The organism is Paenibacillus sp. BAC0078 (assembly GCF_054483875.1).
Window position 1 is genome coordinate 571,326 of record NZ_JBTLRW010000001.1, and the last position, 23,029, is coordinate 594,354.

Annotated in this window: 26 protein-coding genes; all 26 read right to left on the bottom strand. The window is 48.7% G+C overall.

The features are described from left to right. Window positions 1-27: 27 nt before the first annotated feature. Entirely contained in the window at window positions 28-339 is a 312-nt protein-coding gene (locus ACX1DY_RS02565) for a hypothetical protein (RefSeq protein ID WP_458962618.1), read from the bottom strand. Window positions 340-429: 90 nt separating this feature from the next. After that, window positions 430-1,833 carry a DUF342 domain-containing protein gene (locus tag ACX1DY_RS02570; RefSeq protein ID WP_458962619.1) on the bottom strand — a complete coding sequence of 468 codons (1,404 nt, stop codon included), beginning with the start codon at window positions 1,831-1,833 and terminating at the stop codon, window positions 430-432. A 30-nt stretch (window positions 1,834-1,863) separates the two neighbouring features. After that, complete coding sequence (locus ACX1DY_RS02575; RefSeq protein ID WP_458962620.1) at window positions 1,864-2,652, bottom strand: FliA/WhiG family RNA polymerase sigma factor; 789 nt, start codon at window positions 2,650-2,652, stop codon at window positions 1,864-1,866. 75 nt (window positions 2,653-2,727) lie between these two features. Further along, entirely contained in the window at window positions 2,728-3,138 is a 411-nt protein-coding gene (locus ACX1DY_RS02580; protein ID WP_458962621.1) for a hypothetical protein, read from the bottom strand. Window positions 3,139-3,140: 2 nt separating this feature from the next. Next, window positions 3,141-3,638, bottom strand: a complete 498-nt coding sequence (locus ACX1DY_RS02585) for a chemotaxis protein CheD (protein WP_458962622.1) — start codon at window positions 3,636-3,638, stop codon at window positions 3,141-3,143. Continuing rightward, window positions 3,631-4,224: a chemotaxis protein CheC gene (locus ACX1DY_RS02590; RefSeq protein ID WP_458962822.1), complete on the bottom strand. Its 594-nt coding sequence runs from the start codon at window positions 4,222-4,224 to the stop codon at window positions 3,631-3,633. Before ACX1DY_RS02590 ends, ACX1DY_RS02585 begins: the two co-directional genes overlap by 8 nt. Window positions 4,225-4,260: 36 nt before the next feature. Further along, window positions 4,261-4,722 (bottom strand): chemotaxis protein CheW, encoded by a 462-nt coding sequence (locus tag ACX1DY_RS02595; protein ID WP_019910429.1) that lies wholly within the window; start codon window positions 4,720-4,722, stop codon window positions 4,261-4,263. 27 nt (window positions 4,723-4,749) lie between these two features. Then, window positions 4,750-6,825: a chemotaxis protein CheW gene (locus ACX1DY_RS02600; RefSeq protein WP_458962623.1), complete on the bottom strand. Its 2,076-nt coding sequence runs from the start codon at window positions 6,823-6,825 to the stop codon at window positions 4,750-4,752. 34 nt (window positions 6,826-6,859) lie between these two features. Further along, the gene (locus ACX1DY_RS02605) at window positions 6,860-8,263 is read right to left on the bottom strand and encodes a protein-glutamate methylesterase/protein-glutamine glutaminase (RefSeq protein WP_458962624.1); all 1,404 of its coding nucleotides are present in this window, start codon (window positions 8,261-8,263) and stop codon (window positions 6,860-6,862) included. A gap of 35 nt (window positions 8,264-8,298) precedes the next feature. Next, on the bottom strand, window positions 8,299-9,180 hold the full coding sequence (locus ACX1DY_RS02610) for a MinD/ParA family protein (RefSeq protein ID WP_458962625.1): 882 nt from the start codon (window positions 9,178-9,180) through the stop codon (window positions 8,299-8,301). Then, window positions 9,177-10,607, bottom strand: coding sequence for a flagellar biosynthesis protein FlhF (flhF, locus tag ACX1DY_RS02615; RefSeq protein ID WP_458962626.1), 1,431 nt, complete (start codon window positions 10,605-10,607; stop codon window positions 9,177-9,179). The genes ACX1DY_RS02610 and flhF overlap by 4 nt, the downstream gene beginning before the upstream one ends. Then, on the bottom strand, window positions 10,604-12,637 hold the full coding sequence (gene flhA, locus ACX1DY_RS02620; protein ID WP_458962627.1) for a flagellar biosynthesis protein FlhA: 2,034 nt from the start codon (window positions 12,635-12,637) through the stop codon (window positions 10,604-10,606). The genes flhF and flhA overlap by 4 nt, the downstream gene beginning before the upstream one ends. Before the next feature lie 20 nt (window positions 12,638-12,657). Beyond that, on the bottom strand, window positions 12,658-13,752 hold the full coding sequence (flhB, locus tag ACX1DY_RS02625) for a flagellar biosynthesis protein FlhB (RefSeq protein WP_458962628.1): 1,095 nt from the start codon (window positions 13,750-13,752) through the stop codon (window positions 12,658-12,660). Between the two features lie 22 nt (window positions 13,753-13,774). Then, complete coding sequence (gene fliR, locus ACX1DY_RS02630; protein ID WP_458962823.1) at window positions 13,775-14,560, bottom strand: flagellar biosynthetic protein FliR; 786 nt, start codon at window positions 14,558-14,560, stop codon at window positions 13,775-13,777. Between the two features lie 10 nt (window positions 14,561-14,570). Then, entirely contained in the window at window positions 14,571-14,840 is a 270-nt protein-coding gene (gene fliQ / locus ACX1DY_RS02635; RefSeq protein ID WP_019910420.1) for a flagellar biosynthesis protein FliQ, read from the bottom strand. Window positions 14,841-14,862: 22 nt separating this feature from the next. Further along, the gene (gene fliP / locus ACX1DY_RS02640; protein WP_458962629.1) at window positions 14,863-15,627 is read right to left on the bottom strand and encodes a flagellar type III secretion system pore protein FliP; all 765 of its coding nucleotides are present in this window, start codon (window positions 15,625-15,627) and stop codon (window positions 14,863-14,865) included. Beyond that, window positions 15,624-16,151, bottom strand: coding sequence for a flagellar biosynthetic protein FliO (locus tag ACX1DY_RS02645; RefSeq protein ID WP_458962630.1), 528 nt, complete (start codon window positions 16,149-16,151; stop codon window positions 15,624-15,626). The genes fliP and ACX1DY_RS02645 overlap by 4 nt, the downstream gene beginning before the upstream one ends. Window positions 16,152-16,160: 9 nt before the next feature. Then, complete coding sequence (locus tag ACX1DY_RS02650) at window positions 16,161-16,526, bottom strand: response regulator (RefSeq protein ID WP_019910416.1); 366 nt, start codon at window positions 16,524-16,526, stop codon at window positions 16,161-16,163. A 27-nt stretch (window positions 16,527-16,553) separates the two neighbouring features. Then, window positions 16,554-17,861 (bottom strand): flagellar motor switch phosphatase FliY, encoded by a 1,308-nt coding sequence (fliY, locus tag ACX1DY_RS02655; RefSeq protein WP_458962631.1) that lies wholly within the window; start codon window positions 17,859-17,861, stop codon window positions 16,554-16,556. Beyond that, entirely contained in the window at window positions 17,851-18,849 is a 999-nt protein-coding gene (gene fliM / locus ACX1DY_RS02660; RefSeq protein WP_458962632.1) for a flagellar motor switch protein FliM, read from the bottom strand. The genes fliY and fliM overlap by 11 nt, the downstream gene beginning before the upstream one ends. Window positions 18,850-18,888: 39 nt before the next feature. Continuing rightward, entirely contained in the window at window positions 18,889-19,356 is a 468-nt protein-coding gene (locus tag ACX1DY_RS02665; protein WP_458962633.1) for a flagellar basal body-associated FliL family protein, read from the bottom strand. Continuing rightward, a complete protein-coding gene (locus ACX1DY_RS02670; RefSeq protein WP_019910412.1) occupies window positions 19,353-19,577 on the bottom strand; it encodes a flagellar FlbD family protein in 225 nt (74 codons plus the stop codon). The genes ACX1DY_RS02665 and ACX1DY_RS02670 overlap by 4 nt, the downstream gene beginning before the upstream one ends. Window positions 19,578-19,697: 120 nt before the next feature. Then, complete coding sequence (flgG, locus tag ACX1DY_RS02675; protein ID WP_458962634.1) at window positions 19,698-20,516, bottom strand: flagellar basal body rod protein FlgG; 819 nt, start codon at window positions 20,514-20,516, stop codon at window positions 19,698-19,700. A gap of 121 nt (window positions 20,517-20,637) precedes the next feature. Next, on the bottom strand, window positions 20,638-21,021 hold the full coding sequence (locus ACX1DY_RS02680; RefSeq protein ID WP_458962635.1) for a TIGR02530 family flagellar biosynthesis protein: 384 nt from the start codon (window positions 21,019-21,021) through the stop codon (window positions 20,638-20,640). Then, window positions 21,018-21,509 (bottom strand): flagellar hook capping FlgD N-terminal domain-containing protein, encoded by a 492-nt coding sequence (locus ACX1DY_RS02685; RefSeq protein WP_458962636.1) that lies wholly within the window; start codon window positions 21,507-21,509, stop codon window positions 21,018-21,020. The genes ACX1DY_RS02680 and ACX1DY_RS02685 overlap by 4 nt, the downstream gene beginning before the upstream one ends. 26 nt (window positions 21,510-21,535) lie before the next feature. Then, complete coding sequence (locus ACX1DY_RS02690; RefSeq protein WP_458962637.1) at window positions 21,536-23,026, bottom strand: flagellar hook-length control protein FliK; 1,491 nt, start codon at window positions 23,024-23,026, stop codon at window positions 21,536-21,538. Window positions 23,027-23,029 lie beyond the last annotated feature (3 nt).

A 23,029-nucleotide genomic window follows, 5' to 3' on the forward strand; every position in this document is an offset into this window, starting at 1 on the left:
TTTTGCTGTTCAATTCATTTACAAGCTCTAAAGACTAAGATCAATTCGGTGTCCCTTGTACGGGTGCTCGGCATCATGGCTGGTCTCCGGCTTCTGTTCTTTCTGTGAGGAAGCATGGCCTCCCGCATGTTTCCCCCGGCCGCCATCGTCCCGCAGCGCGGATTCAGCGGACTCATCCACTTCGCTGCTCCGTTGAGCCAGCGCCTCGGCTTGTTTCACATTTTGTCCTGCCAGCTGCTGCTGATCCAGTGCAGGACGATGCTGCAGACCATTCTGAATTTTCCCTGCTTCCGTTGTCCGGGGCAGAGCAATCTGGAGTTCAACTGGCTTCAGACTCATGATAACCCTCTCCTAACTGGAATGGACTTACAACCGAGATTTGCTATCCTAACGCCAAGGAATGGCCGGCCGCTGCCGCTGCCCGCCATTTTATACGTAAGGCGTAATCGTTATATCGCCTTCGCTATAAATAAATATAACACGTTCGGTCGGATCCTTAACGAATCGGGTGTATCTGCCAATTACGATTTTGGAGCCTCCATAAATTGTCTTGATTACCTCAACTCTGGCTCTGCCGGTATCCTCAAGCATTCTCTCAATTTCCAGCACGCGTTCTTTAAGCTTCTTTTCTTCACGCATATGAGATTGCTTGGTAGCATTCAGCTTGACGCGAAGAGCCACCTTGTCGGGTGAGAGCTGACCATTGTTCGCGAGCTGATTGAGCAGATATAACGCTTTGTTGGTCTTGTCCTCATTTTCCAGCAGATGGCGAAGCTCCTGACGAAGCTCGTTAATCTCATTTCTCAGCTCGGGAACAACGCCCACCTCTATTGCCGTTGCGGTTGACATCGTATTGCCGATGGTCCGCGCCACCACCCGTTCACCCGCCTGCACAATTCCACCCACGATCAAACCCTTGGCCCCATTGCACAAAACGTCCCGGCCAGCACGAATGTTGGAGTGCATCACGCTTTGCGACACAATGACATCCTCACCGGCAACCACATTTCCATCCTGGATAAAGGAGACCTTTACATTTTTGCCTGCGCTTACAAGTCCTTTGTTGTAGCCGATGATTCCGCCGGTAATCTCGATGGAACCTCCGGATATCAGCTCCGCTCCTTCAACGCCGCCAACCACACGGATATCTCCGGCAGACTTGACGGTAAACCCGGTCAGTACGTTGCCGCGAATAACCACTGTGCCAACAAAATCAATATTGCCCGTGCTGTAATCGACATCCCCATTGATTTCGTATACCGGGAATACATTAATCTTGCCTTTGTCGGTTAAAGTAACGAGACCGTCAATCGCCGCATACATGGAGGTTTCTTCTTGATCGACAAGCACATTTTTGCCGACTTTGAAATGTGCCTCCCTCCCTGCCTTGAAGGGCAGCTCCGCGCCGGTAACCATTTTGCCGTTTTTTCCTGGCTCGGCCGGGATGATTTTGGCGATCAATTGCCCTTTTAGAACATTATGAAGCCGAACCAGATCCTTATAATCGACTTTCCCATCCGCCTTTTCCAAGGGCTTACGATCCTCTTCCAGATCAACAGTGAGCATTACTCTGCCGTCTTTTCCGTTCACAGAGGGTTCTCCTATGGCTATAGGTACTCTGCTGAAAAAATACTCCTCTGGATTGCTGCTGATGCGTTGAACGATGTCCTGTTGAATACCGTAACGAATCTCGTGACTGTGCAGGAAGCTTTCCAAATCTTCAATTGTACAGGAGAAATTTTCATCCTTCTTAATAAACTGGAGGTAAGCAATCCCCTTATCCTCCGAAAAGCTGATGCTCACATATTGGCTCAAAGCATAATGACCAATCAACTTCTGCTCCCCCTTGTCACCGTCGCCCGGTTAATCATTTTGCATGAGAAGATCGCGGTTTTTCTCAAGCGTCCCTCTCAGCCGCAAAATGGCTTTCGAATGAAGCTGCGAAATCCGTGAAGGCGACAGTGACATCACCTCGGCGATCTCGCTCAAAGACAAATCTTCATAATATAAAAGGGACACTACTGTCCGTTCTTTCACTGTTAGTTTCTCGATGCCTTTGGTCAGGGTATCTCGCAAATAAAACTCATTTACTTTACGATCCGGATTCTTGGCTTTATCGTCCACCAATATGGACATACGGGTCTCTGATTCTTCTTCACGAATAGGATCCTCCAACGAGCAGAGTGACATAACCGCTACATCCTGGAGCATATTTTGAAATTCCGACTCCGTAATATTCAGATATTCGCTCATTTCCTCGTCACTGACAGATCTTAAATATTTCTGTTCCAACTGCTGATACGCATCTTCGATCTTTTTGGCTTTTTCCCGCACGGATCTGGGAACCCAGTCGCTTTGCCGCAAAGAATCAAGAATCGCCCCACGGACACGCCAGGAAGCATAGGTCTGGAATTGAAACCCGCGTTTGTAATCGAACTTCTCCATGGCATCAATCAATCCCATTACACCATTGCTGGCCAAATCTTCCTTTGATACATTTTTGGGCAGTCCCACTGCCAAACGGCTGGATACGTAATCAACGATATGGAGGTAACTCTCAATCAGCTTTTTTTTGGCCTCAGGGTTTCCGTGCACTTTCCACTGTTCCCAGAGCTCGTCAGTTTCCGATTGAGTAGCTTTTTGCTCGTTCAACGGCTTTCACCCTTCCCAAAGTTTAGTCAGCGGGCATATTGCGGTACAAAATAACCGCTTCGCCACAGAACCCGCTTATTCTTCTTTCAGGTGACGAACGGCCTTGGCCAATTCTTCAGGATCCTTCATAGAAACCAGCTTCGGAGGCTGCAGCGGCATAAATCCACCACTGCCCTCGCCCCCTTCTCCCGGAGTCTGCTTCAGCAGGTTTATTAATTCCTCGTCCTCATCCGGAGTAGTGATATCAAGCTTGGCCCCAATTACCTCACCGCTGGGATTTTCCCCGAGGCTTTCCGAAGTACCGGATTGCTTCATAATAAAGCTCACTACCAATATCAAGAGGAAAGCAAGCAGAAACCAGACAATAAACCCAAACATCCCCCGAATCAGGCTGGTCCCAAGTAAATTATGCCCGTAATTCGTAAGAAAAGTAAATACAAAGCCAATCAATCCGACCAACAGACTCAGCAAAATTTTTCGATTCATCGCTATATTTCCTTAGTGCCTTTTTGCACACTGCGGATATAGAGTACTCCGGTGTTGCAGGCGATTTCTATCGTACGGCCAAAATTGCCGCCTGTGTCTTCCGCAATCAGCGGAATTTTCAAAGCCTCCAGAGCAAGCTTGCAGGATTCCACATTTCGAGGCCCGATCCTCATGGTGTCACTCCCCCCGGCAAAAGCAAACATCTGTGAGCCTCCGGCCATCTTGGCCACGATACGGCTCCGGACTGCTCCAAGCGCAAGCAGGCGGGATAAGAGCTCCGGCACGGCGGTATCCGCAAATTTGGCGATATTCATCTGTCCATCCCGGGCGATGTCTGACGAGGGCAGCATTACGTGTGCCATCCCCGCCAGCTTCATTCCAGGATCGAACATTGTAAGGCCTACGCAGGAGCCAAGACCGGTTGTACGGACAAGACTGTCTTGACTGCCTACGTTGAGATCCGCCATGCCTACTTTTATTATGCTTTGTTCTTCAATCATTTTCAAAAGGTACTCCTAAAGATTTGAAGATTTTCGGGAAAGATTCCGGATCGGGAATAAGGAAAAATTGCCCTTCGATTTCATTCTGCCCTTCAAGAAAAGTTGTGTCAATGAGCAAAGCATCATCCCCCATTTGCCCGAACTGCAGCAGACCATAGCTCAGAATCGCTCCAGCCATATCCATAGCCAGTGCAGGAACAGTCGGATACATTGAAAGGGAAGTGAAGTCCGCTAGAGAAGACAGATAGGAGCCTGCCAAAATATTGCCGATTTCGCTCAGTGCAGAAAGCTCCATCTCCCCCAGTTCTCCCTCATTCGAAAGCTCGATGCCTGCTACCCTGCTAAGAAGGTTCATCGCCGCTTCCGGTGTAAGAATGAAAAACAGGTTGCCCGGAGCTTGGCCTTCAACACGCAGGAACACAGCATACACCAACTCCTCTGCTCCGCCTACCTTTTCGGTAATTTCTTCAAAGCTTAGCAGTTGCACCTTAGGAACTGCCATATCAATCGGCTTATTCAGGAGCTGCGATAACGCGGTGGCAGCGTTGCCGGCTCCGATATTCCCCACTTCCTTAAGTACATCCATTTTGAAATCCTTGAAGTTTTTGAATAGCTCCACAGGTTAGCCCTCAAGACTTTCCAACTGCACGATTTCGCTCTTGTTCAACACTTCGGTCAAGTTGAGCATAATCAGCAGACGGTCTTCTCCGATTTTCGCCACCCCGTCCAAGTATTTCGCTTTGATGCCACCTACAACATCCGGAGGTGTATCAATGGAATCCCGGTTCAAGTCAATAACGTCATTTGCTGAATCTACGATGAAGCCTACTTCCATTTCATTCACAGCTACGATGATAATACGTGTCTGATCCGTATGTTCCGCCTCTGCAATGCCGAACCGGCCGCGGAGATCAATAACAGGAATGACCACACCGCGCAAGTTGATAACCCCTTTGATAAATGCATAGGTTTTCGGTACACGGGTAATCGGCATCATACGCTCAATGGTTTGAACTTTTTCGACCTCAATGCCATATTCTTCAGATCCTAGTTTGAACACAATCACCTTGATATCTTCAGCCATGGAATGAACCTCCCTGTTCTATCCTAATTATTTAATAAAAGCATTCGGATCAATAATGAGTGCGACTTGTCCGTCACCAAGAATAGTAGCGCCGGAAATGCCTTGAACCTCCGGCAAATATTTGCCGAGATTCTTAATTACAATTTCGTTCTGGCCGATGAAATCCTGCACCGCCAGGGCTACCAGACGGTCTCCCTTGCGAATGACCACAATTTCGGTTTCCTCTTCGGTGCTTTCATCATAATCCGGTATTGAAAAAATCTTGCTGAGTGAAACGATCGGAATATGACTGTTACGGAATTCCATCATCTTGTTCCCGTGAATGGTGCGAATCTGGGATTGCTTCACAATTCCCGTCTCAACAATGGACGAGAGCGGAATAGCGTACTTCTCGGCGCCAATCCGAACCAGCATTGCCGCGATTATAGACAGGGTCAACGGAAGCTGAACCGAGAAGTTGGTTCCCTTGCCCGGAGTGGAATAGATGGTTACGTTCCCGCCCAGCGAAGCGATCTTCGACTTTACTACGTCCAGTCCCACTCCGCGGCCGGACACGTCGGAGATGACTTCCGCCGTACTGAAGCCCGGGGCGAACAACATCTGATAAGCTTCGTCATCCGACATGGCCGCAGCCTGCTCCTGGGTAATTACACCCTTTTTCACAGCGGACTTCAAGACCTTCTGCGGATAAATGCCTGTCCCGTCTTCTTCAATTTCGATAAAGACGTGGTTGCCGCTATGGAAGGCGCGCAGATTAACCGTACCTGTCTCCGGCTTGCCTGCAGCAATGCGGTCAGGAATGGATTCAATACCGTGATCGACTGCATTGCGCAACAAATGCACCAGCGGGTCTCCGATTTCATCAATGACCGTGCGGTCCAGCTCTGTTTCAGCACCGGTAATGATCAGGTCAACCTTTTTATCCAGCGATTTCGCGAGGTCGCGAATCATCCGCGGGAAACGGTTAAACACGGTATCTACCGGAACCATGCGGAGCTTCATGACGATATTCTGCAGATCGCCGCTGACCCGGCCCATATGCTCAACTGTTTCTGTAAGATCGGTATTTTGCACTTCTGAAGCAAGCTGTTCCAGACGGACACGGTCGATCAGCAGTTCGCTGAACAGGTTCATCAGCACGTCCAGCCGCTCAATATCCACACGAATTGTCCGGGAAGGCGCTGCGCCGGTTCTGGCTGGTGCGGCTTTGGCTGTTTCTTCTTTGGCAGGTGCCGCAGAAGCCGGAGTGCTCGGGGCGGATGCAGAGGCTGCTTCTTTAACTGGAGCGGGCGCCTCGGCGGTTGCCGCTACCGAATCTTGTCCCATTTGACGCAAGGATTCCTGATCGAGAGCCACCGCAGTAACCTTGTCTATCTCTGACAGATTCAGTATCATCGCCTGAATCTCGCTTGCTTCCTTTTGAGTTATGTAATAGAGGGAGAAGCTGTAATCGAACTTCTCCTGCTCAATGTCCTGAACCGAAGGGAAGGATTTGACGACCTCTCCAGAACGCTCCAGGAGATCAAAGACCATATAAGCACGCACGGCCTTAAGCTGGCAATCCGTACGGATGGCCACATCCACGTACAGGACCTTGTGGCCTTCCTGCAACGACTGCTCCAGAACCGAGTATTGGAACTCATCGAGAAATACCGGAGCGCTTGCCGCATTTTGGGGCGCAGCAGCAGTAACCTCGGCAGCAGCTCCAGCAGCGGCAGGAACCTCGCCCCGGACAATGGCCTGCAGAGCAGCTACAATTGCCGAGACATCGGCCTTGCCTGCTCCTCCGCTTGTAATGTCCTGAACCATGGATTCCAGGGCGTCCAGACTTTTGAAAAGCGTGTCAAAAATGAAATCCTGCATCCGCAGCTTGTTGTTGCGCACCAAGTCCAGAACATTCTCCATTTGGTGCGTAAGTGAAGCCAAATCCTCAAAACCCATTGTAGCCGCCATACCCTTTAAGGTATGTGCGGAGCGGAAAATGACCTGTACAATACTTAGATCTTCAGGATTTGCTTCCAGCCCCATCATATTTTCATTCAATGACTGCAGATGATCATTTGACTCATCAATAAACATGGATAAATATTGATTCATGTCCATGAGCGGGCACCTTCCCTTCAAGTTCGCATTTCCATTATTTTACGGCTTGCACCAGCCTTGGAGCAATTTCTTGCAACGGCAGGACATGTCTAACGCACTGCAATTCCACCGCAGACCGCGGCATCCCGTAAACCACACAGGTTTCTTCACTTTCGGCAAAGGTAGATGTAACACCCGAATCGTAGAGTGCTTTCATCATTTTGGCACCGTCACTGCCCATCCCTGTCATAATCACTGCATGGCGCTCCAGTGAAGTAAGCGGCAAAATCGACTCGAACAGCGTGTCCACAGATGGACGATGTCCATTGCGGGCTTCCTCTTTCGTAAGGTCGATGGCATACTGGCCGCCGGCTGACGGAACAACCTTGAGATGATAGCCCCCCGGAGCAATGTAGGCTGCTCCTTGCCGTAAGATCATCCCCTGCTCCGCTTCCGCTACATCAAGCGGACTGAAGGTATTCAGGCGCTGAGCCAGCGATTTGGTGAAATTAGGCGGCATGTGCTGCACAATGACAATCGGAGCCGGGAAATCCGCCGGAATGTTTTCCAGGAATGCCTTTAGGGCACGCGGGCCGCCTGTGGAGCAGCCAACGGCGACCAGTTTGCGCAGCCCTTTACTCGCAGGCTTGCGGTCGGCTGCAACTGCAGGAGGGTCAATAAATGCACCGGATGCCGTTTCAGGCACAGGACGAGCTTCAGGAAATGCCGGCTTAGCTTCGGTTCTGGTGCGATTTCTAAGCTTCTCAGAAGCCGGCGGCGGGGCAGCAGGCGACGCCTTGGTTAAATCTTGAGAAGGAGTCTTATCAGCAGCAATTCTGCCTGGAGTTTTCCCCTTTGTATCCTTCTCAGGAGTGAGCCTCGTCTCCGGTTTTAGCTTCGTTTGCTCAACTGATGACTTACGTGGAAGCTCTGGTGCTTTCTTCGGAGGCTCCAGGGTCCGTCTTACAGATTCGCGAACAGGCTCAGCCGGCACTCTCGTCTCTGCAGCAGGACTCTCAGGCGCTTTAAGGGAAGAAGCTCTGGCTTCACGCTGCTGGCGGGCCAGCATAGCTTCTTTCATTTGCTCTCTGAGCGATTCCCCTACGGCCATTATATCCTGTGAGTTAGAGATGGATGGCTTGCGGATAAAATCAAAAGCCCCCCACTCCAATGCCAGAATCGTTTCCTTCATGCCTTCTTCATTGATGCCAGATAACATAATTACCGGCAATGGACGCTGGGCCATAATGATCTTGAGCGCCTCCAGGCCGTTCATTTCCGGCATCTCCACATCCATGGTTACCAGATCCGGGGAAAGCGCATTTACCTTCTCAATAGCCTCCCGGCCGTTTGATGCCGTTGCCGTCACCTGAAAATTAGCGTCACTTTCAATCAAATCGGAAATGATTTTGCGCATAAATGCAGAATCATCAACGACCAACACTTGATATGGCTTCATATCATTTCCACCTCTGTTCCTCAAATTCAGAACAATTATTGTTTTCGCTTCAACCACTTATTGATGAATCCCTTGATGCCTTGTACTTTAGTGATGTCCGCCGAATCAGCGGCCAGATAGCTAAACGCTAGGCGTTGCACATCTTTGGCTGCCGCACTGTTCGGAAAAGCCACCGAGAATGGAATTTGCTTTTTTACTGCTTGTACTACATGAGTGTCGCTGCTAATAAATCCGAGAAAGGGAATATCCAGATTCAGAAAGCGGCTTGCAGCCATTCGGATTTTTTCACTGGTGCCTCTTGCCTCTCTCTCATCCCCCGCCTGATTGACAATCAGCTTGAATGGAATCTCGGGATGAGAATTATTCACTACCTTCATCAATGCATAAGCATCCGTTATTGCGGTAGGCTCAGGAGTTGTCACCACCAGGCAGTCATCCGCAGAAGTAATGAACTTCATCGTTTCTTTGGAAAGTCCCGCCCCTGTGTCAAACAGGATAAAATCCATCGTGTCAGCAATCCTTGCAATCTGGTCTGTAAAGTAACTTAAATCCGCCTCTGAAAGCGAAAATAACTCATCCATTCCTGAACCGCCTGCGATAAAAGGAAGCCCGTTCGGACCGTTTTGAATGATCTGCCCGATTTCCGCTTCTCTTTTTAACAAATGATAAAGATTGTATTTTGCCGACACACCCATAAGCACGTCTATATTGGCCATTCCAATATCGGCATCGAACAAAAGCACTTTTTTACCCATCGCTTTGAGTGCGAGTGCAAAATTCAGTGTGAAATTCGACTTGCCGACACCACCCTTTCCGCTGCAAACGGTAATAATCCGGGCGGAATTCCCGCCCCCGAGTACGCGTCTGGGATCCTGGCTGGATACAAGCTGCCTTAAGGATTGCGCCTGATCCATCACATGCCCCCTGTTCCCAAAAGCATCCCGCGCAACTGCTCCTTAGTAGCAGTGAGCAAATCGTCGGGAACATTCTGGCCGTTGGTTATATATGAAAGCTTAAGCGGGAAATCATTCAGGACATTGAAAAGCGGTCCATAGCTTCCCGTCTCATCCAGCTTCGTAAAAATCACCTTATCGAGCTGATAACGGCCAAAATGCTCAGCAATCATTTTCATATCACGGCTTTTGGAGGTCAGGCTAAGCACCAGAATAGTTTCACTCTTAAGCTCCTTGGCCAGCAGGCTCTGAAGTTCAGCAACTAGCATTTCATTCCGGTAATTGCGGCCTGCTGTATCCATTAACACAAGATCACAGCTCTCGAGCCGGAACAAAGCTCTCTGCAAATCACCGGGTGACTGAACAACCTCCAAAGGCATATTCAGAATGGCGGCATACGTGCGCAGTTGCTCCACAGCGGAGATGCGGTACGTATCTGACGTAATGAGCCCCACCTTGCGGCCTTGCTTGAACAGTTGCTCTGCAGCCAGCTTGGCAATTGTTGTCGTCTTGCCGACGCCTGTCGGCCCGGCAATATACACAATCCGCGTATCCGGTGCAATGCCATTTACAATGCGTCCAGATAAAAAGCCATCCACCTGCGCTTCCAGCATTTCGCTGAATTTTTCCTCAGTCCAGGTGCGCCCCTCATCGTTCCATTGTTCAAAAATATTGCTGATCCACTCATCCAACAGCACGGTATCCGTCTCCTGCTCAATGAGGCGGTCTTTCAGCTGTTCCAGCCGCTCCGGAAGCTCCACAGCCCCTGCAGAATAGCGGGCAATCCGTTCCATCCAGTGCTTCATATCACGAATTTCCCGGAGTACATCACTATCCGCCTTCGAAACGCTAGCTGAGGCGAATTCTCTTCCCGCAGCTTCATCAGGGACCGGATCGCTTAGCGGGCCTGCCTTGGAAGACGATGGGGGCTGCACATCACTCTTGTCTTCCGCATATTCCGCTGTTACATCCTCTTCGTGAGGCATTGGGAGAACAGCAACAGCCCCGCTTGACTCGGAGGCTTCAGACAAGGCGGCAGCAATCTCGGCAAAAGCCCGTTTAGCCGCTGCCTCATTTGCAGGAGCGGCCCTCACAGTCTCATTTGCACCTGAAGCCGCCGGTGCCGAAGTGCCGGCGGCTTTTTGATAGGCTTGCGGGACCGCACTGCGGGGAATGTTCTGAGGGGCTGCCAGCGGCTTGTCTAACGAACCAGGCTTTTTGGTATTTTCGACTGCGGCGACAACCTCAATTTTTTTCTTTTGAAACATTCCCATAAACCCGCCGACCTTAATCTCCTTTGTGCTCAAGATCACGGCATCGCTTCCCAGCTCGCTGCGGATGGACTGCATGGCGTCAGGCATCGTATCGACCACGTAACGCTTCACTCTCATAAGTTCACCACCCCAACGCTTTGGATTTCAATATTAGGCTCCAGTTCGCTATAAGACAACACCGGAATATCCTGCATTGTCCGCTCTATCACCTGGCGCAAATACATCCGGATGGTCGGCGATGTCAGCACAATCGGCTGCTGTCCTGATTGAAGAAGACGATTGATCTGCTCGGTAAGCCGCTGATAGACCGTCTGTGTTGATACAGGATCAAGCGCCAGATAGCTGCCCTGCTCCGTCTGCTGCACGCTTTCGGAGATTTTCTTTTCCAGATTAGGTCCTACTGTGATTACCCGCAGCGTTTCTCCAGACTGGGAGAATTGCTGGGTAATCTGTCTGGAGAGTGCCTGGCGGACATACTCGGTCAGTATATCAGGGTCTTTGGTATAGGTGCCGTAATCCGCCAATGTCTCGAAAATTGTCACCAGATCGCGAATCGAAATCTTCTCACGCAGAAGCTTGCCAAGCACCTTTTGGACATCTCCAATCGCCAGCACTGAAGGAATAAGCTCGTCCACCAGCACGGGATAATTCTCACGGAGATTATCAACCAGTTGTTTCGTTTCCTGGCGTCCAAGCAGCTCATGTCCATAACGTTTGATGAGCTCTGTCAAATGGGTAGCCACAACAGATGGAGGATCAACTACAGTGTAGCCGGATAGCTCCGCCCGCTCTTTTACCGATTCGTCAATCCATAACGCCGGCAAACCAAAGGATGGCTCCACAGTCTCAATACCGTTAATGGACTCATCATCATACCCAGGACTCATGGCAAGATAGTGATTAAGTAATAATTCACCGCCGCCTACGTTATTTCCTTTAATTTTGATGACATATTCATTCGGTTTTAGTTGAATATTGTCGCGAATGCGAATAACCGGAACAACAAGTCCCATTTCCAGTGCGCATTGCCGCCTGATCATAATGATCCGGTCAAGCAAATCCCCGCCTTGCCCTGTATCGGCCAGAGGGATAAGCCCATATCCGAACTCGAATTCGATAGGATCGACAGTCAGCAAATTGATTACACTCTCTGGACTCCGCACTTCCTCGATCTGCTTCTCTTCGACTAGCTGTTCTTCGGCAATCTGTTTTCGGTTTGCCTTTTGACTCATGCTATAAGCCGCATATGCCATTAGCCCCGCAAGCGGCAGAGTAGACAATACGGTGATAGGAGTGAAGAATCCTAGAAAGGCGATGGTTACTGCAACAATGTAAAGAAGCTTAGGGTAAGATAATAACTGTCCTGTCAAATCCTCTGCCAGATTCCCTTCGGAAGCGGCGCGGGTAACAATCAGCCCTGAAGCTGTTGAAATCAGCAATGCAGGAATTTGGCTGACGAGACCATCCCCGATTGTTAGTACCGAATACGTTGACAAGGCCTCTTGAAAAGGCTTGCCGTGTACAGCAACCCCGATAATAAATCCGCCGATCAGGTTAATCAGCAGGATGATGATGCTGGCGATAGCGTCTCCCTTAACAAACTTACTCGCACCGTCCATGGCCCCGAAAAAGTCCGCTTCACGTTCAACATTGCGCCGGCGTTCCCGGGCCTGCTGTTCATTGATCATTCCGGCGTTCAGATCGGCATCAATACTCATCTGCTTGCCGGGCATTGCATCGAGTGTAAACCGGGCGCCTACCTCGGCAACGCGCTCTGAACCTTTGGTAATAACGATGAACTGCACAACCACTAGTATCAGGAACACGATGAACCCAATGGCAATCTGTCCTCGCGCTATCCAGCTTCCGAACGTCGCTACTACTTCACCTGCATGACCATCAGAAAGAATCAGCTTAGTAGTGGAAATGTTCAGCGCAAGCCGGAACAAGGTTGTGATCAGAAGCAGTGAGGGGAAAATCGAGAACTGAAGCGGGTCCTTCGTATTCATTGCGACCAAAATGATGGTTAGGGCGATTGAAATATTGATAATTAGCAGTACATCCAGAAGCCAAGCCGGGATGGGCAGAATCATCATAAGCACAATGCCGATAACACCCAATAAAACTGTAAGATCTCTAGTCTTCAATGTCCTTAACCTCCCCCGGCTTATCTCCTCTTGCCTTTAAGCTTGTATACATAGGCTAGCACTTCTGCAACCGCCTGGAACAGATCAGCAGGAACTGTATCGCCGATTTCCGCCCTTTGGAATAATGCCCGTGCCAGCGGCTTGTTCTCCATAGTCACAACACCATGCTCCTTAGCCAGCTCCCGGATGCGAAGCGCCACATAGTCCTGGCCCTTGGCTATAATCTGCGGAGCCTCCATTTTGGAACCATCATATTTCAGGGCAACTGCAAAATGCGTCGGGTTGGTAATGATTACATCGGCTTTTGGAACCTCTTGCATCATCCGCTGCATGGCCATTCTGCGTTGGCGCTCCCTGATCTTGCCTTTAATGAGCGGGTCACCCTCCATCTTTTTGTATTCATCCTTGATTTCCTGCTTCGACATCTTCAAGCTTTTCTCATGCTCATACTTTTGATATATGTAGTCAAGAACAGCCATAATCAGCAAAGCTGCTCCAATTTTGATGCCTAGATTCAAGGTCATTTTTGCAGCAAACCGGTATACTCCTTCGGCACTTACGTGAGACAGAGAAGCGAAGCTGTCCTTCTCCCCCCAGAGCGTGCTGTATACCAGATAAGCAATCACAACCAGCTTAAAGATGGATTTCAGGAACTCAACAAATGAACGCATGGAGAAAATATTTTTGAAGCCTTTGATTGGGTTGATCTTGCTGAACTTGGGAGTGATCCCTTCGCCTGTTGCCATAAAGCCCACCTGGGCTAAATTCACTACAAGAGCAAGCACAAAGGTGATGCCGAGCAGCGGCGCCAGGAGAATCAGTATTTGCAAGCCATAATGCTTGAACATCACGGTCACATTCTCGGGAGTCACTTCCATCATCATGCGGTTCTGAAAGACATCCATGTACAGTGTAACGAACCGTTCTTTCATAAAACCGCCGAACAAGGTCAGTGTTATTAAGGCTGATAACAGAACAACCGCCCCGGACAGCTCCGCGCTTTTGGCCACCTGACCCTTTTTACGGGCATCCTGCCGCTTCTTCGGGGTTGCCTTTTCTGTCTTGTCTCCCCCGAAATGCTGAAGATTGAGTTTATAATGTTTCATCTTCGGCATCGCTCTCTCCCTTTACAGTCACCTAAGGACTCTTCCCTACAAGGCCCAGCAAATTGTGCATGGACTCAAACATAATGTCGAAGAGGTTCTGGAACAGCATGGCCAGACCCGGCATCAGTAAAAGAAGCAGCGCAAGGCCTACGATAATTTTGAGGGGTACCCCGATGACGAATACATTATATTGCGGCGCAGTTCTCGCCAGAAAAGCAAGGCCAACATCTGTAAGAAATAAAGCTGTAACTAATGGGGCCGACATTTGAAAGGCCAGAATAAATGACTGTGCAAAGGTGCGTATCAGAAACTCTGAAAGGCTCCCATCTATCATTTTCATAAACAGAGCATTATCAATAGGAATCCAATTGTAGCTGTAAACGATAGCATCCAATAAATAATGATGTCCGTTCATACTCAGAAACATCAGCAGGGCAATCATATATTTGAAGTTGCCGATGATAGGTGCCGATGCGCCGGTCATAGGATCAATAACATTCGCAATCCCGAAGCCGATCTGAATATCAATGAAAGAGCCGGCTGTCTGAATCGCCATGAACATCAGATACCCAATAAACCCTAACAGCAGACCAATTAAGACCTCTCTGGCAATCAGCAAAATATAAGTCAGATCCTGCGGAACAATAACCCCTGCTCCTCTGGAGCTGAAGACGACCAAAGCAACAAAAAAGGAAAGTCCGATTTTGAACGTTGCCGGCACACTTTGCGAAGAGAACACCGGGATTACAACAAAAAAGGCTGATATTCGACAAAAAATCAACAGAAAGACGGGAAAACTTTGCAGCAGGGTCTCCATATCCATAGCTTCAACCGATATACATATTGAGATTGCCCAAAATTTGGCTGGTAAAGTCTACCATTTTTGTGATGATCCACGGCCCAAACAGCAGCAAAGCAAGCAAAACAGCGACAATCTTAGGAACAAACGCCAAGGTCTGCTCTTGAATCTGGGTTGTAGCTTGGAAAATACTGATAATCAAACCTACCACCAGACCAAGAATCAGCATGGGAGCGCTTGTTTCGAGCACTAAATATACGGCTTGGCCTGCCAGACCGATAATAAACTCCGTATTCATCCCTTATGCCTCCTCTTGAATCTCAGGTGTTAAAGCTTAACAGCAGTGATTTAACGACTAAGTACCACCCGTCTACCAGTACAAAGAGCATTATTTTGAAAGGTAATGAAATCATGACCGGAGGCAGCATCATCATCCCCATGGCCATCAGCGTACTCGCTACCACAATATCAATGATCAGAAAAGGAATAAAAATCATAAAGCCCATCATAAAGGCCTTTTTCATCTCTCCGATCGCAAAAGCAGGCACCATCACCGTCAAAGGAATATCGCTGTAGGTTGCAGGCTTGACCGAAGCTTTGTTGCCGGTGTAATTCATAAACAGCAGCAAATCCTTGGTGTTCGTCTGCTTGAACATAAATTCCTTCATGGGGTCCGCCGCTTTGTTAAGCGCCTCGGTTTGAGTAATTGTTCCCTTCATATACGGCTGCAGCGCCGTCTCATTCACCTTCGCAAGCGTCGGAGACATTATGAAAAGAGTCAAGAACAAAGCTAATCCGACAAGCACCTGGTTCGGAGGCATCTGCTGGGTACCTAGCGAGGTTCTGACAAAACCCAGAACGATGACAATCCGGGTGAAGCTGGTCATCAGGATAAGGAATGCCGGAGCAACGCTCAGTACGGTAGTAAGCAGCAGAATGGAAATTGAACTCGTTCCACTGCTGGATCCATCATTATTGCCGACCTGAACGCTTATATTAGGTATAGGATCGGCATGTACGGGGTGCAAAAGCACAACACCGAATACAGCAAGCAGCAGAAATGAAAGAATCAGCTTTTTTTTCATAAATCCCTCGACTCATCCTGAAGCACATCTTCCCGGAGCAGCTCATCCATCTTCTCCTTGCGCTCTGGGGCAAGTGCAAGCTTGGACTGCAAGGTCTCGTAAAAAGAGGATGTTTCATTAAGTTCAATTTCCTGTGATGGTACCTCTCCGCGAAGTTTGGCTCTGATCTTAGCTATAAATTGAGCAAGAAAATTATTTTGTCCTGACGATTGATCCTCAAATGCTGAAATGATCAACGCTACCTCAGCCGGATCGGTGATTTTATCCAACTGGGATATATTCTCACCGACCCCGATCAGGTAGAGGCTGCCTCCGAGTTCAATAATCTGTATTGACTTGTTCGGCCCAAGGCCCAAAGCACCAAGCGTACGGATCGAACGCCCGCTCATCAAGGTCTGATTGCGGCGCCCCAGAAAACGGATGAGCAGCACTATAAGCACGATAATTACCGCAAGGACAAAAATAACGTAAAACAAATTCAGCAGGTTGTTACCCGTTCCTAGCGGTTCTACGCTGGCTGGCATGTATTCTTGTTACACGCCCAGCGTTTTGTTGATAGCTTCGATAACACGGTCTGCCTGGAAAGGCTTAACAATAAAGTCCTTGGCACCCGCTTGGATTGCGTCAATTACCATAGCCTGCTGACCCATGGCAGAACACATGATGACTTTGGCATTGGCATCCACTTTTTTGATTTCTTTCAGGGCGGCGATTCCGTCCATCTCAGGCATGGTGATATCCATCGTGATCAAATCAGGACGCAGTTCCTTAAATTTCTCAATAGCCTGTGACCCGTCTTGGGCTTCACCCACTACCTCAAATCCGTTTTTCGACAAAATGTCACGGATCATCATTCTCATAAATGCTGCATCGTCCACGATTAGAATTCGATTAGCCATTTTTACAAAATCCTCCCTAAGTATGCTTTATTGTAATCTTTGAATTCGGTCCCACTGGCTGACGATATCCGTAACGCGAACTCCGAAGTTTTCGTCGATAACTACGACTTCCCCTTTGGCAATAAGCTTGTTGTTAACCAGGATGTCGACAGGTTCACCGGCCAGCTTGTCCAGCTCGATAATCGAACCTTGCGACATTTCCAGAATATCTTTGATCTGCTTCTGGGTCCTTCCTAATTCTACGGTTACTTTCAGTGGTATGTCCATCAATAAATTCAAATTATTTTCGTCAATATTGCCAAACGCCCCGGCGCTCAGGTTAGCAAATTGTACTGGCTGTACATTTACATTGCGATTTGGAGCTGGCGGCTGAGGCGGAGCCTGCTGGTACGGCGCACCTTGCGGCGGCATACCATATGGCGGCATCCCATAAGGCGGCACTCCTGCAGGGGGATAATAATATCCTCCTTCGGGCATTCCCGGATAAGGCGGCGTTCCCTGCTGCGGATACTGCGGTGGAACTCCTCCAGGCTGTGGTGGAGGCGTCTGCTGAACCGGCGGTGCTGCCGGAGCAGGCGCAGGTGTATGTGCGGCAGGTGCAGCCGCGGGAGGGGCTTCCGTCGCAGTTGCAGCGGTCTCCTGATCACCTTGGCTAACATCTCCCAGCAGCATGGCTACCATATCTTTTGCAAACTGTACAGGCAGCAACTGCATAAGCGTGGAATCAATCAGATCTCCGATTTTCAGCCGGAATGAAATCTGAATCAATGTCTGATCATCCGGAAGACTGCCCACTCCTTCGCCGCTCGACATATTTAGAATATCAATACCCGGAGGAGAGATATTGACAAAACGGTTAAAGATGGTCGACATGGAAGTAGCCGAGGAACCCATCATCTGGTTCATCGCTTCCTGAACGGCGCTGATATGTATTTCATTCAGCTCTTCGTCCTTAGGCTCTCCTTCGCCGCCGAGCATTAGATCAGCAATAACCTGGGCATCTCTAATCTTGATAACGAGAGAGTTGATGCCCTGGAATCCATCCACATATTGTACGTGTACCGCCACATGTGGTTTAGGAAATGCTTCTTCGAATTCTCCGCGGGTGATAATGGATACCTCAGGAGTAGTAATATCAACCTTTTTGCCCAGCAGGGTGGAGAGCGCAGTAGCCGCACTGCCGAAAGTAATGTTTCCGATCTCTCCAAGCGCATCCTGTTCAAAAGGGGTTAAGAAATCAGTCACTTCCTTCGGCGTGGGATCAGCTGACCCTTCCGCTGACTGTCTTAGAAGAGCATCAATTTCTTCTTGGGATAAATAATCTTTACTCGTCAAACTCTTCAACTCCTTCGCTGACAATCTCGTCTATTTGCACAGCCACACGTTCTTTAATCATTCCAGGACTTCCGATGAATTTCAGCTTGTCGCCCACTTTGATTGACAGTCCGGAATCCACAGTCCTGTTGAGTGAAATGACGTCGCCGACGCTGAGTCCGAGAAATTCAGCAATGGATAACCTCGATTCGCCTAGCTCCGCCACAATCGGCAGTTGCGCTCTATGAACCCGCGCCCTGATGGCTTCAAGCTCAATCTCATCACGCACCTTCTTTTCAGAAACAAACCACTGATGAACGGACAGTCTGGACATAATCGGCTCCAGGACGACGTGAGGTATACACAGGTTGATCATTCCGGTCGTATCGCCTATCTTGGTGCTTAAGGAAATGAGCGCTATCGTCTCATTCGGCGATACAATTTGCATGAATTGAGGATTTGTCTCCAAAGCCTCCATCCGGGGATTGATATCAAGCACTGTCTTCCAGGCTTCCTGCAGGCTATCAAAGCATTTGCTAAAAATTCTCTCCATAATAGTCGTTTCAATCTCAGTCAAAGCATTAATCTTGGTTGGTGCCGCTCCAAAACCGCCGAGCAGCCTGTCAAGCATGGCAAAGGCGATATTCGGATGTACTTCCATAACCATTCGGCCTTCAAGCGGTTCCGCTTCGAAAATATTCAATATCGTCATTTTCGGAATGGAGCGGATAAACTCATCATAAGGGAGCTGCTCTACTTGAACGACATTGATCTGCACGAAGGTGCGTAATTGTGCCGAAAAGTACGTTGTAAGATAGCGAGCGAAGTTGTCGTGTATCCGCGTAAGACTGCGGATATGATCTTTCGAAAATCGCACAGCCCGTTTGAAGTCATAGGAGCGAATCTTCTTCTGAGTTTCCTCTTTTTTAAGTTCGTCCGCATCCATTTCACCGGATGAAAGCGCAGCAAGCAGAGCATCAATTTCGTTTTGTGATAGTACATCAACCAATTCAATCACCCCCCTATCAAAGAATTAACCCGCCAGCAGCTAAATGGAAGCCAAAATGAATTTAGTGAATTCGATCTGGGTTATAGTGCCTTCGGTCAAATTCTTATTTAGAATATTCACTAGCTTACTGCTGAATTGATCTTTGCCGTTCGCCCCATTCAATTCCTCAGGCTTGGTATCGGCAATCGCCTTGATAATAAGCGGCGTGATCTTAATAGCTTTTATCTTTTCGAATTCCTCCTTGGACTTCGCTGTATCCAATTGGAACGCGATGTCTACTGAAAGGATGTAATCGGGGTCGGCAAGATTAGTTTTGATGTCGGTAATTTCTGCTGTCATTGCAACAATTTCATCAGCGCTGAGCTTCTTGGCTTCCACATTCTGGACAGCAGCAGTCACATCATTCGTATTGCTCGGAAAGATTTTATCCATTAATAAAAATGCAGCTACTACGATGAGTGTAATCGCCAATAAAATCGTAATGAGCCACGGCAGCATCTTTTTCATGAAAGCTCCTCCATAGACTGGACTTTAATGGTGGCAGCATATGTGCCTATGTCCCTGTTATAATCTCGGATCTTGCGGATGACTTCATCGGCCTTTTCCAGCACGATCAGTCTTTTACCAGTTACTAATGTGATGTACGTATCCGGACTTTCCTCTACCATTTCTACCAGCAGGGCATTAAGAAACATGGGTGCCCCATTCAATCTAGTTACCGCAATCATAACAGGCCTCCTAACAAAAAATAGGGGGAGGAGTTCTCCCCCACGATAGCGCAATAACAAAGCCATTCATAGGCGAAACCTTTTTATTATACAGCGAGTTTATGATTTTGGCTTAAAAAATTAACGCTTGAGGTTAACGACCTCTTGCAGCACTTCATCAGAAGTCGTAATAATACGGGAGTTGGCCTGGAACCCGCGCTGCGAAACAATCATTTCTGTAAATTCATTTGTCAGATCGACATTTGACATTTCGAGCTGACCCGATACAATAGCGCCAGTGCCATCCGCTGTATTATTGGCTGTTGTTGGGTTAAGTTCACCATCAGTGTTGGCATTAAGCGTCATCCGGTAGAGATTTCCGCCGATTTTTTCCAGACCTTGCGGGTTAGTGACTTTGGCTACACCAATTTGTACACCTGGGGTTGTGGTTCCATCAGCCATTGTCTGTATAATCGTGCCATCGCTAGAAATAGAGAATGCTGTTACCGTATCTTCCAACTGGATAGGCTGTCCAGTAGAATCCACCACGTGCAGCCCATCAGAAGTAAGAAGATTGCGGCTGGCATCCATATGAAAATCCCCGGCACGCGTCAGAAAAGGTGTCTCCTGGGCATCCGAGAGCTTGACCAGAAAGAAGCCATCTCCATCAATACGCAGGTCGGTAGGATTGTTAGTGGTCATAGGGCTGCCCTGCAGATGCATTGTATCTACCGAACCAACAGTTACACCAAGTCCGATCTGCTTGGCGTTTACCCCTCCTTGTCCTCCATCCACCGGAGCAGTAACTCCGGATACAGTCTGGCTCATGATGTCTTTAAACATAACGCGTCCAGATTTGAAGCCAACGGTATTAACGTTTGCGATGTTGTTGCCGATAACGTCCAGCTTTGTCTGGAAACCGCGCATACCTGAAACGCCTGCATACATTGATTTAAGCATTAATCGAATTCCTCCCGGATTATGAAGTCTTTGGACTCCGAATTTGAATTACAATAAATCTCGAGCTATGTCCGCGTCAGTCGGTCAGCGGTCATCCGGCTCTCCGTAAGGACCGGCCGGTTTATGAAATAATTACTGCACTGTCAATTTGCGTGAATACATTGTCCTTCATCGAGCTTCCGTCCATAGCTGTAACTACTGTACGGTTTGGCACACTCACAATTAACGCCATATCCTTCATTAAAATCAATGATTCTTTACTTCCTTTAGCCGCTGCTTTGTCCACTGCGGACGAAATCTGATCCAATTGGCGGCTGCCAAGTTCTATCCCTCTTTGCTCCAAGCGTTTTGCCGCATGATTGCTGAACTTCAGCATATTCTTTTGCAGCAAGCTTTCAAACGAAACTTCTGTGTTTACAGGATTCTTGGAAACCTGTGGCCGCTGCAGTGCAGAAGGGTGCACACTTGAGGGATACAATTGGCCGATAGTCAGCCTTTCACTCATAGTGACGCCCCGCTCTCCCCGTCATTCCCAGAAGATTTGCTGTCACTAACTGGAGTGGCTTCCGGTGCAGCGTTCTGAATTTGTGAGATATTGGTTATTTCAATTTTTTCTTTGCCCACAACTGCGTACTGTACATCTTTGCTCACAACAATGGACTCCACATTTCCTGATTTCGGCTGATTTGTAGCTTTATCAGTCCATGTGATATTTTTGCCGATCAGGCTGGATACCGAACCAAGCGACTGACTCATTGCAGTTAGCTGTGTTGAAATATTCGTCAGCTGCTCTACCGAAGTAAATTGGGCCATTTGGGCAATAAGTTCCTTATCCTCCAACGGCTGCGTTGGATCCTGATTCTGCATCTGGACCATCAAGATCTTCAAAAATTGATCCTTACCCAAGACAGAACTGCCTACCGTCTTTTTGGTACTATCGGGTACTGTGTAATTCCATTGATCCTTCGTTGATACTAGGGGTGTTTCTGCCATATCATTTCACCTCACTTATTTTTGGATTACACCTTAGCAGAGAAGCCTTGTGAGCGGGTATCCTGCTGGGCGTTAGCTACCCATTCTTTCCATTCTCCATTAAGCTCTGCAGCAACTACCGCGTCACTGTTCTCCTCGCTGCGTTCTTTGGAGCGTCTTTCCTGCTGCTGTCCGCCAAATCCGGACCCGCGTCCCTGCTGTCCATTAAATTGCGATTGGAGCGGCGTATTGTTCTGTGTAACCTCCAGCTTCTCCACTTGAAGTCCTTGGGACTGCAAAGCCGATCTAAGCTGATTCATCTGCTGCTCCAGCATATCCTTGGCTCCGGCATGCTCAGTCAAGAACTGGGCAACCAAATGGCCGTTTTGCATCGTGATTTTAACATCAACCTGTCCAAGGTTCTCCGGGAAGAGTGAGATAGTAGCCTCAGCCACTCCGCCTTTTTGAACGATCTCAAGTTTACCTGTAATAAATGATGTCATCTCATGAGCGAACTTGTGAACCGGTACTGGAGCTGCCTCTGCCTTTAAAGGTGCAGTGATTCCACCACGCAAGGACAACTGGCCTGCTGTTACGATTTCATGATCGCCTGCGGCAGTCTTTACTTCAGGTAATGCTTCTGCAGTCTCCTTGGTTGTTGGGGCTTCTACCGCTCCCGCACCCTTAACTACCGGAGTGTTGTTGGTTTCTGTTCCTGCATCATCCGTTACGGGTACAACAACATTTACAGGTTTGGCGTTCTCAGTCTTTGCAGCAATGGTAACACCCGGACGAGCTTCCGGTATAACAGGCGCTTTTACTTGGGTGTCATTCTTCATTTCAGTAGTAGAAACTGGTTTCAGTGATACTGCTGAAGCTTCGGCGTTGCCAGTTGTGTTAGCTTTAGGCTTGCTCTGGGGAGCCTGGGTTTCCGCCAAAATTGCCGTGAAATTATTCAGCAAGGTGATGCCTGTGGAAGCTGTTTTTTCATCTCCACTAGCTGCCGCTTGCTGAACCAGTCCCACTAGGCTGTTAAGCTCGTCCTGAACGGCAAACCGCAGTGTCTCCGGGTTCTGTGCGAGAGGAGATAAAGCCGCTAAAGCTGGTGTTGTCCCGCTGCCGTTGTCCACAGATATCGCATCAGCCTGAGTGTTGCCGGATAGCAATGCAGATACTTGGACAAGCCATCCTTGAAGTGCAGACAGCAAAGCAGGATCGCTGCTGATGCTTTCATCCAGCTTCTCAATATTCTCCACAAGACCTTGCAAAGGATCGGCATTCTTGGCTGTATCTGCTTTTCCCGTCTCTCCCCCCGTTGCTTGCACGGCATTCAGAAGTCCTTGCAGCAATGAAGCCAGGTTGCCCAAAAGAGGAGTCTCAGCACCCTTCGTTTCTGTCCCTACCATGCTCTGCACAAGGGTTTGGGCGAAAGGCATTACAGTTGCTGCATTACCGGCAGTCGCCGCCGTGGTACCCGTTGTAGCTCCAGTTGTCGCCGGTGTTTTAGCGCTAATTAAAGATTGAGCAACTAAACTCATTAT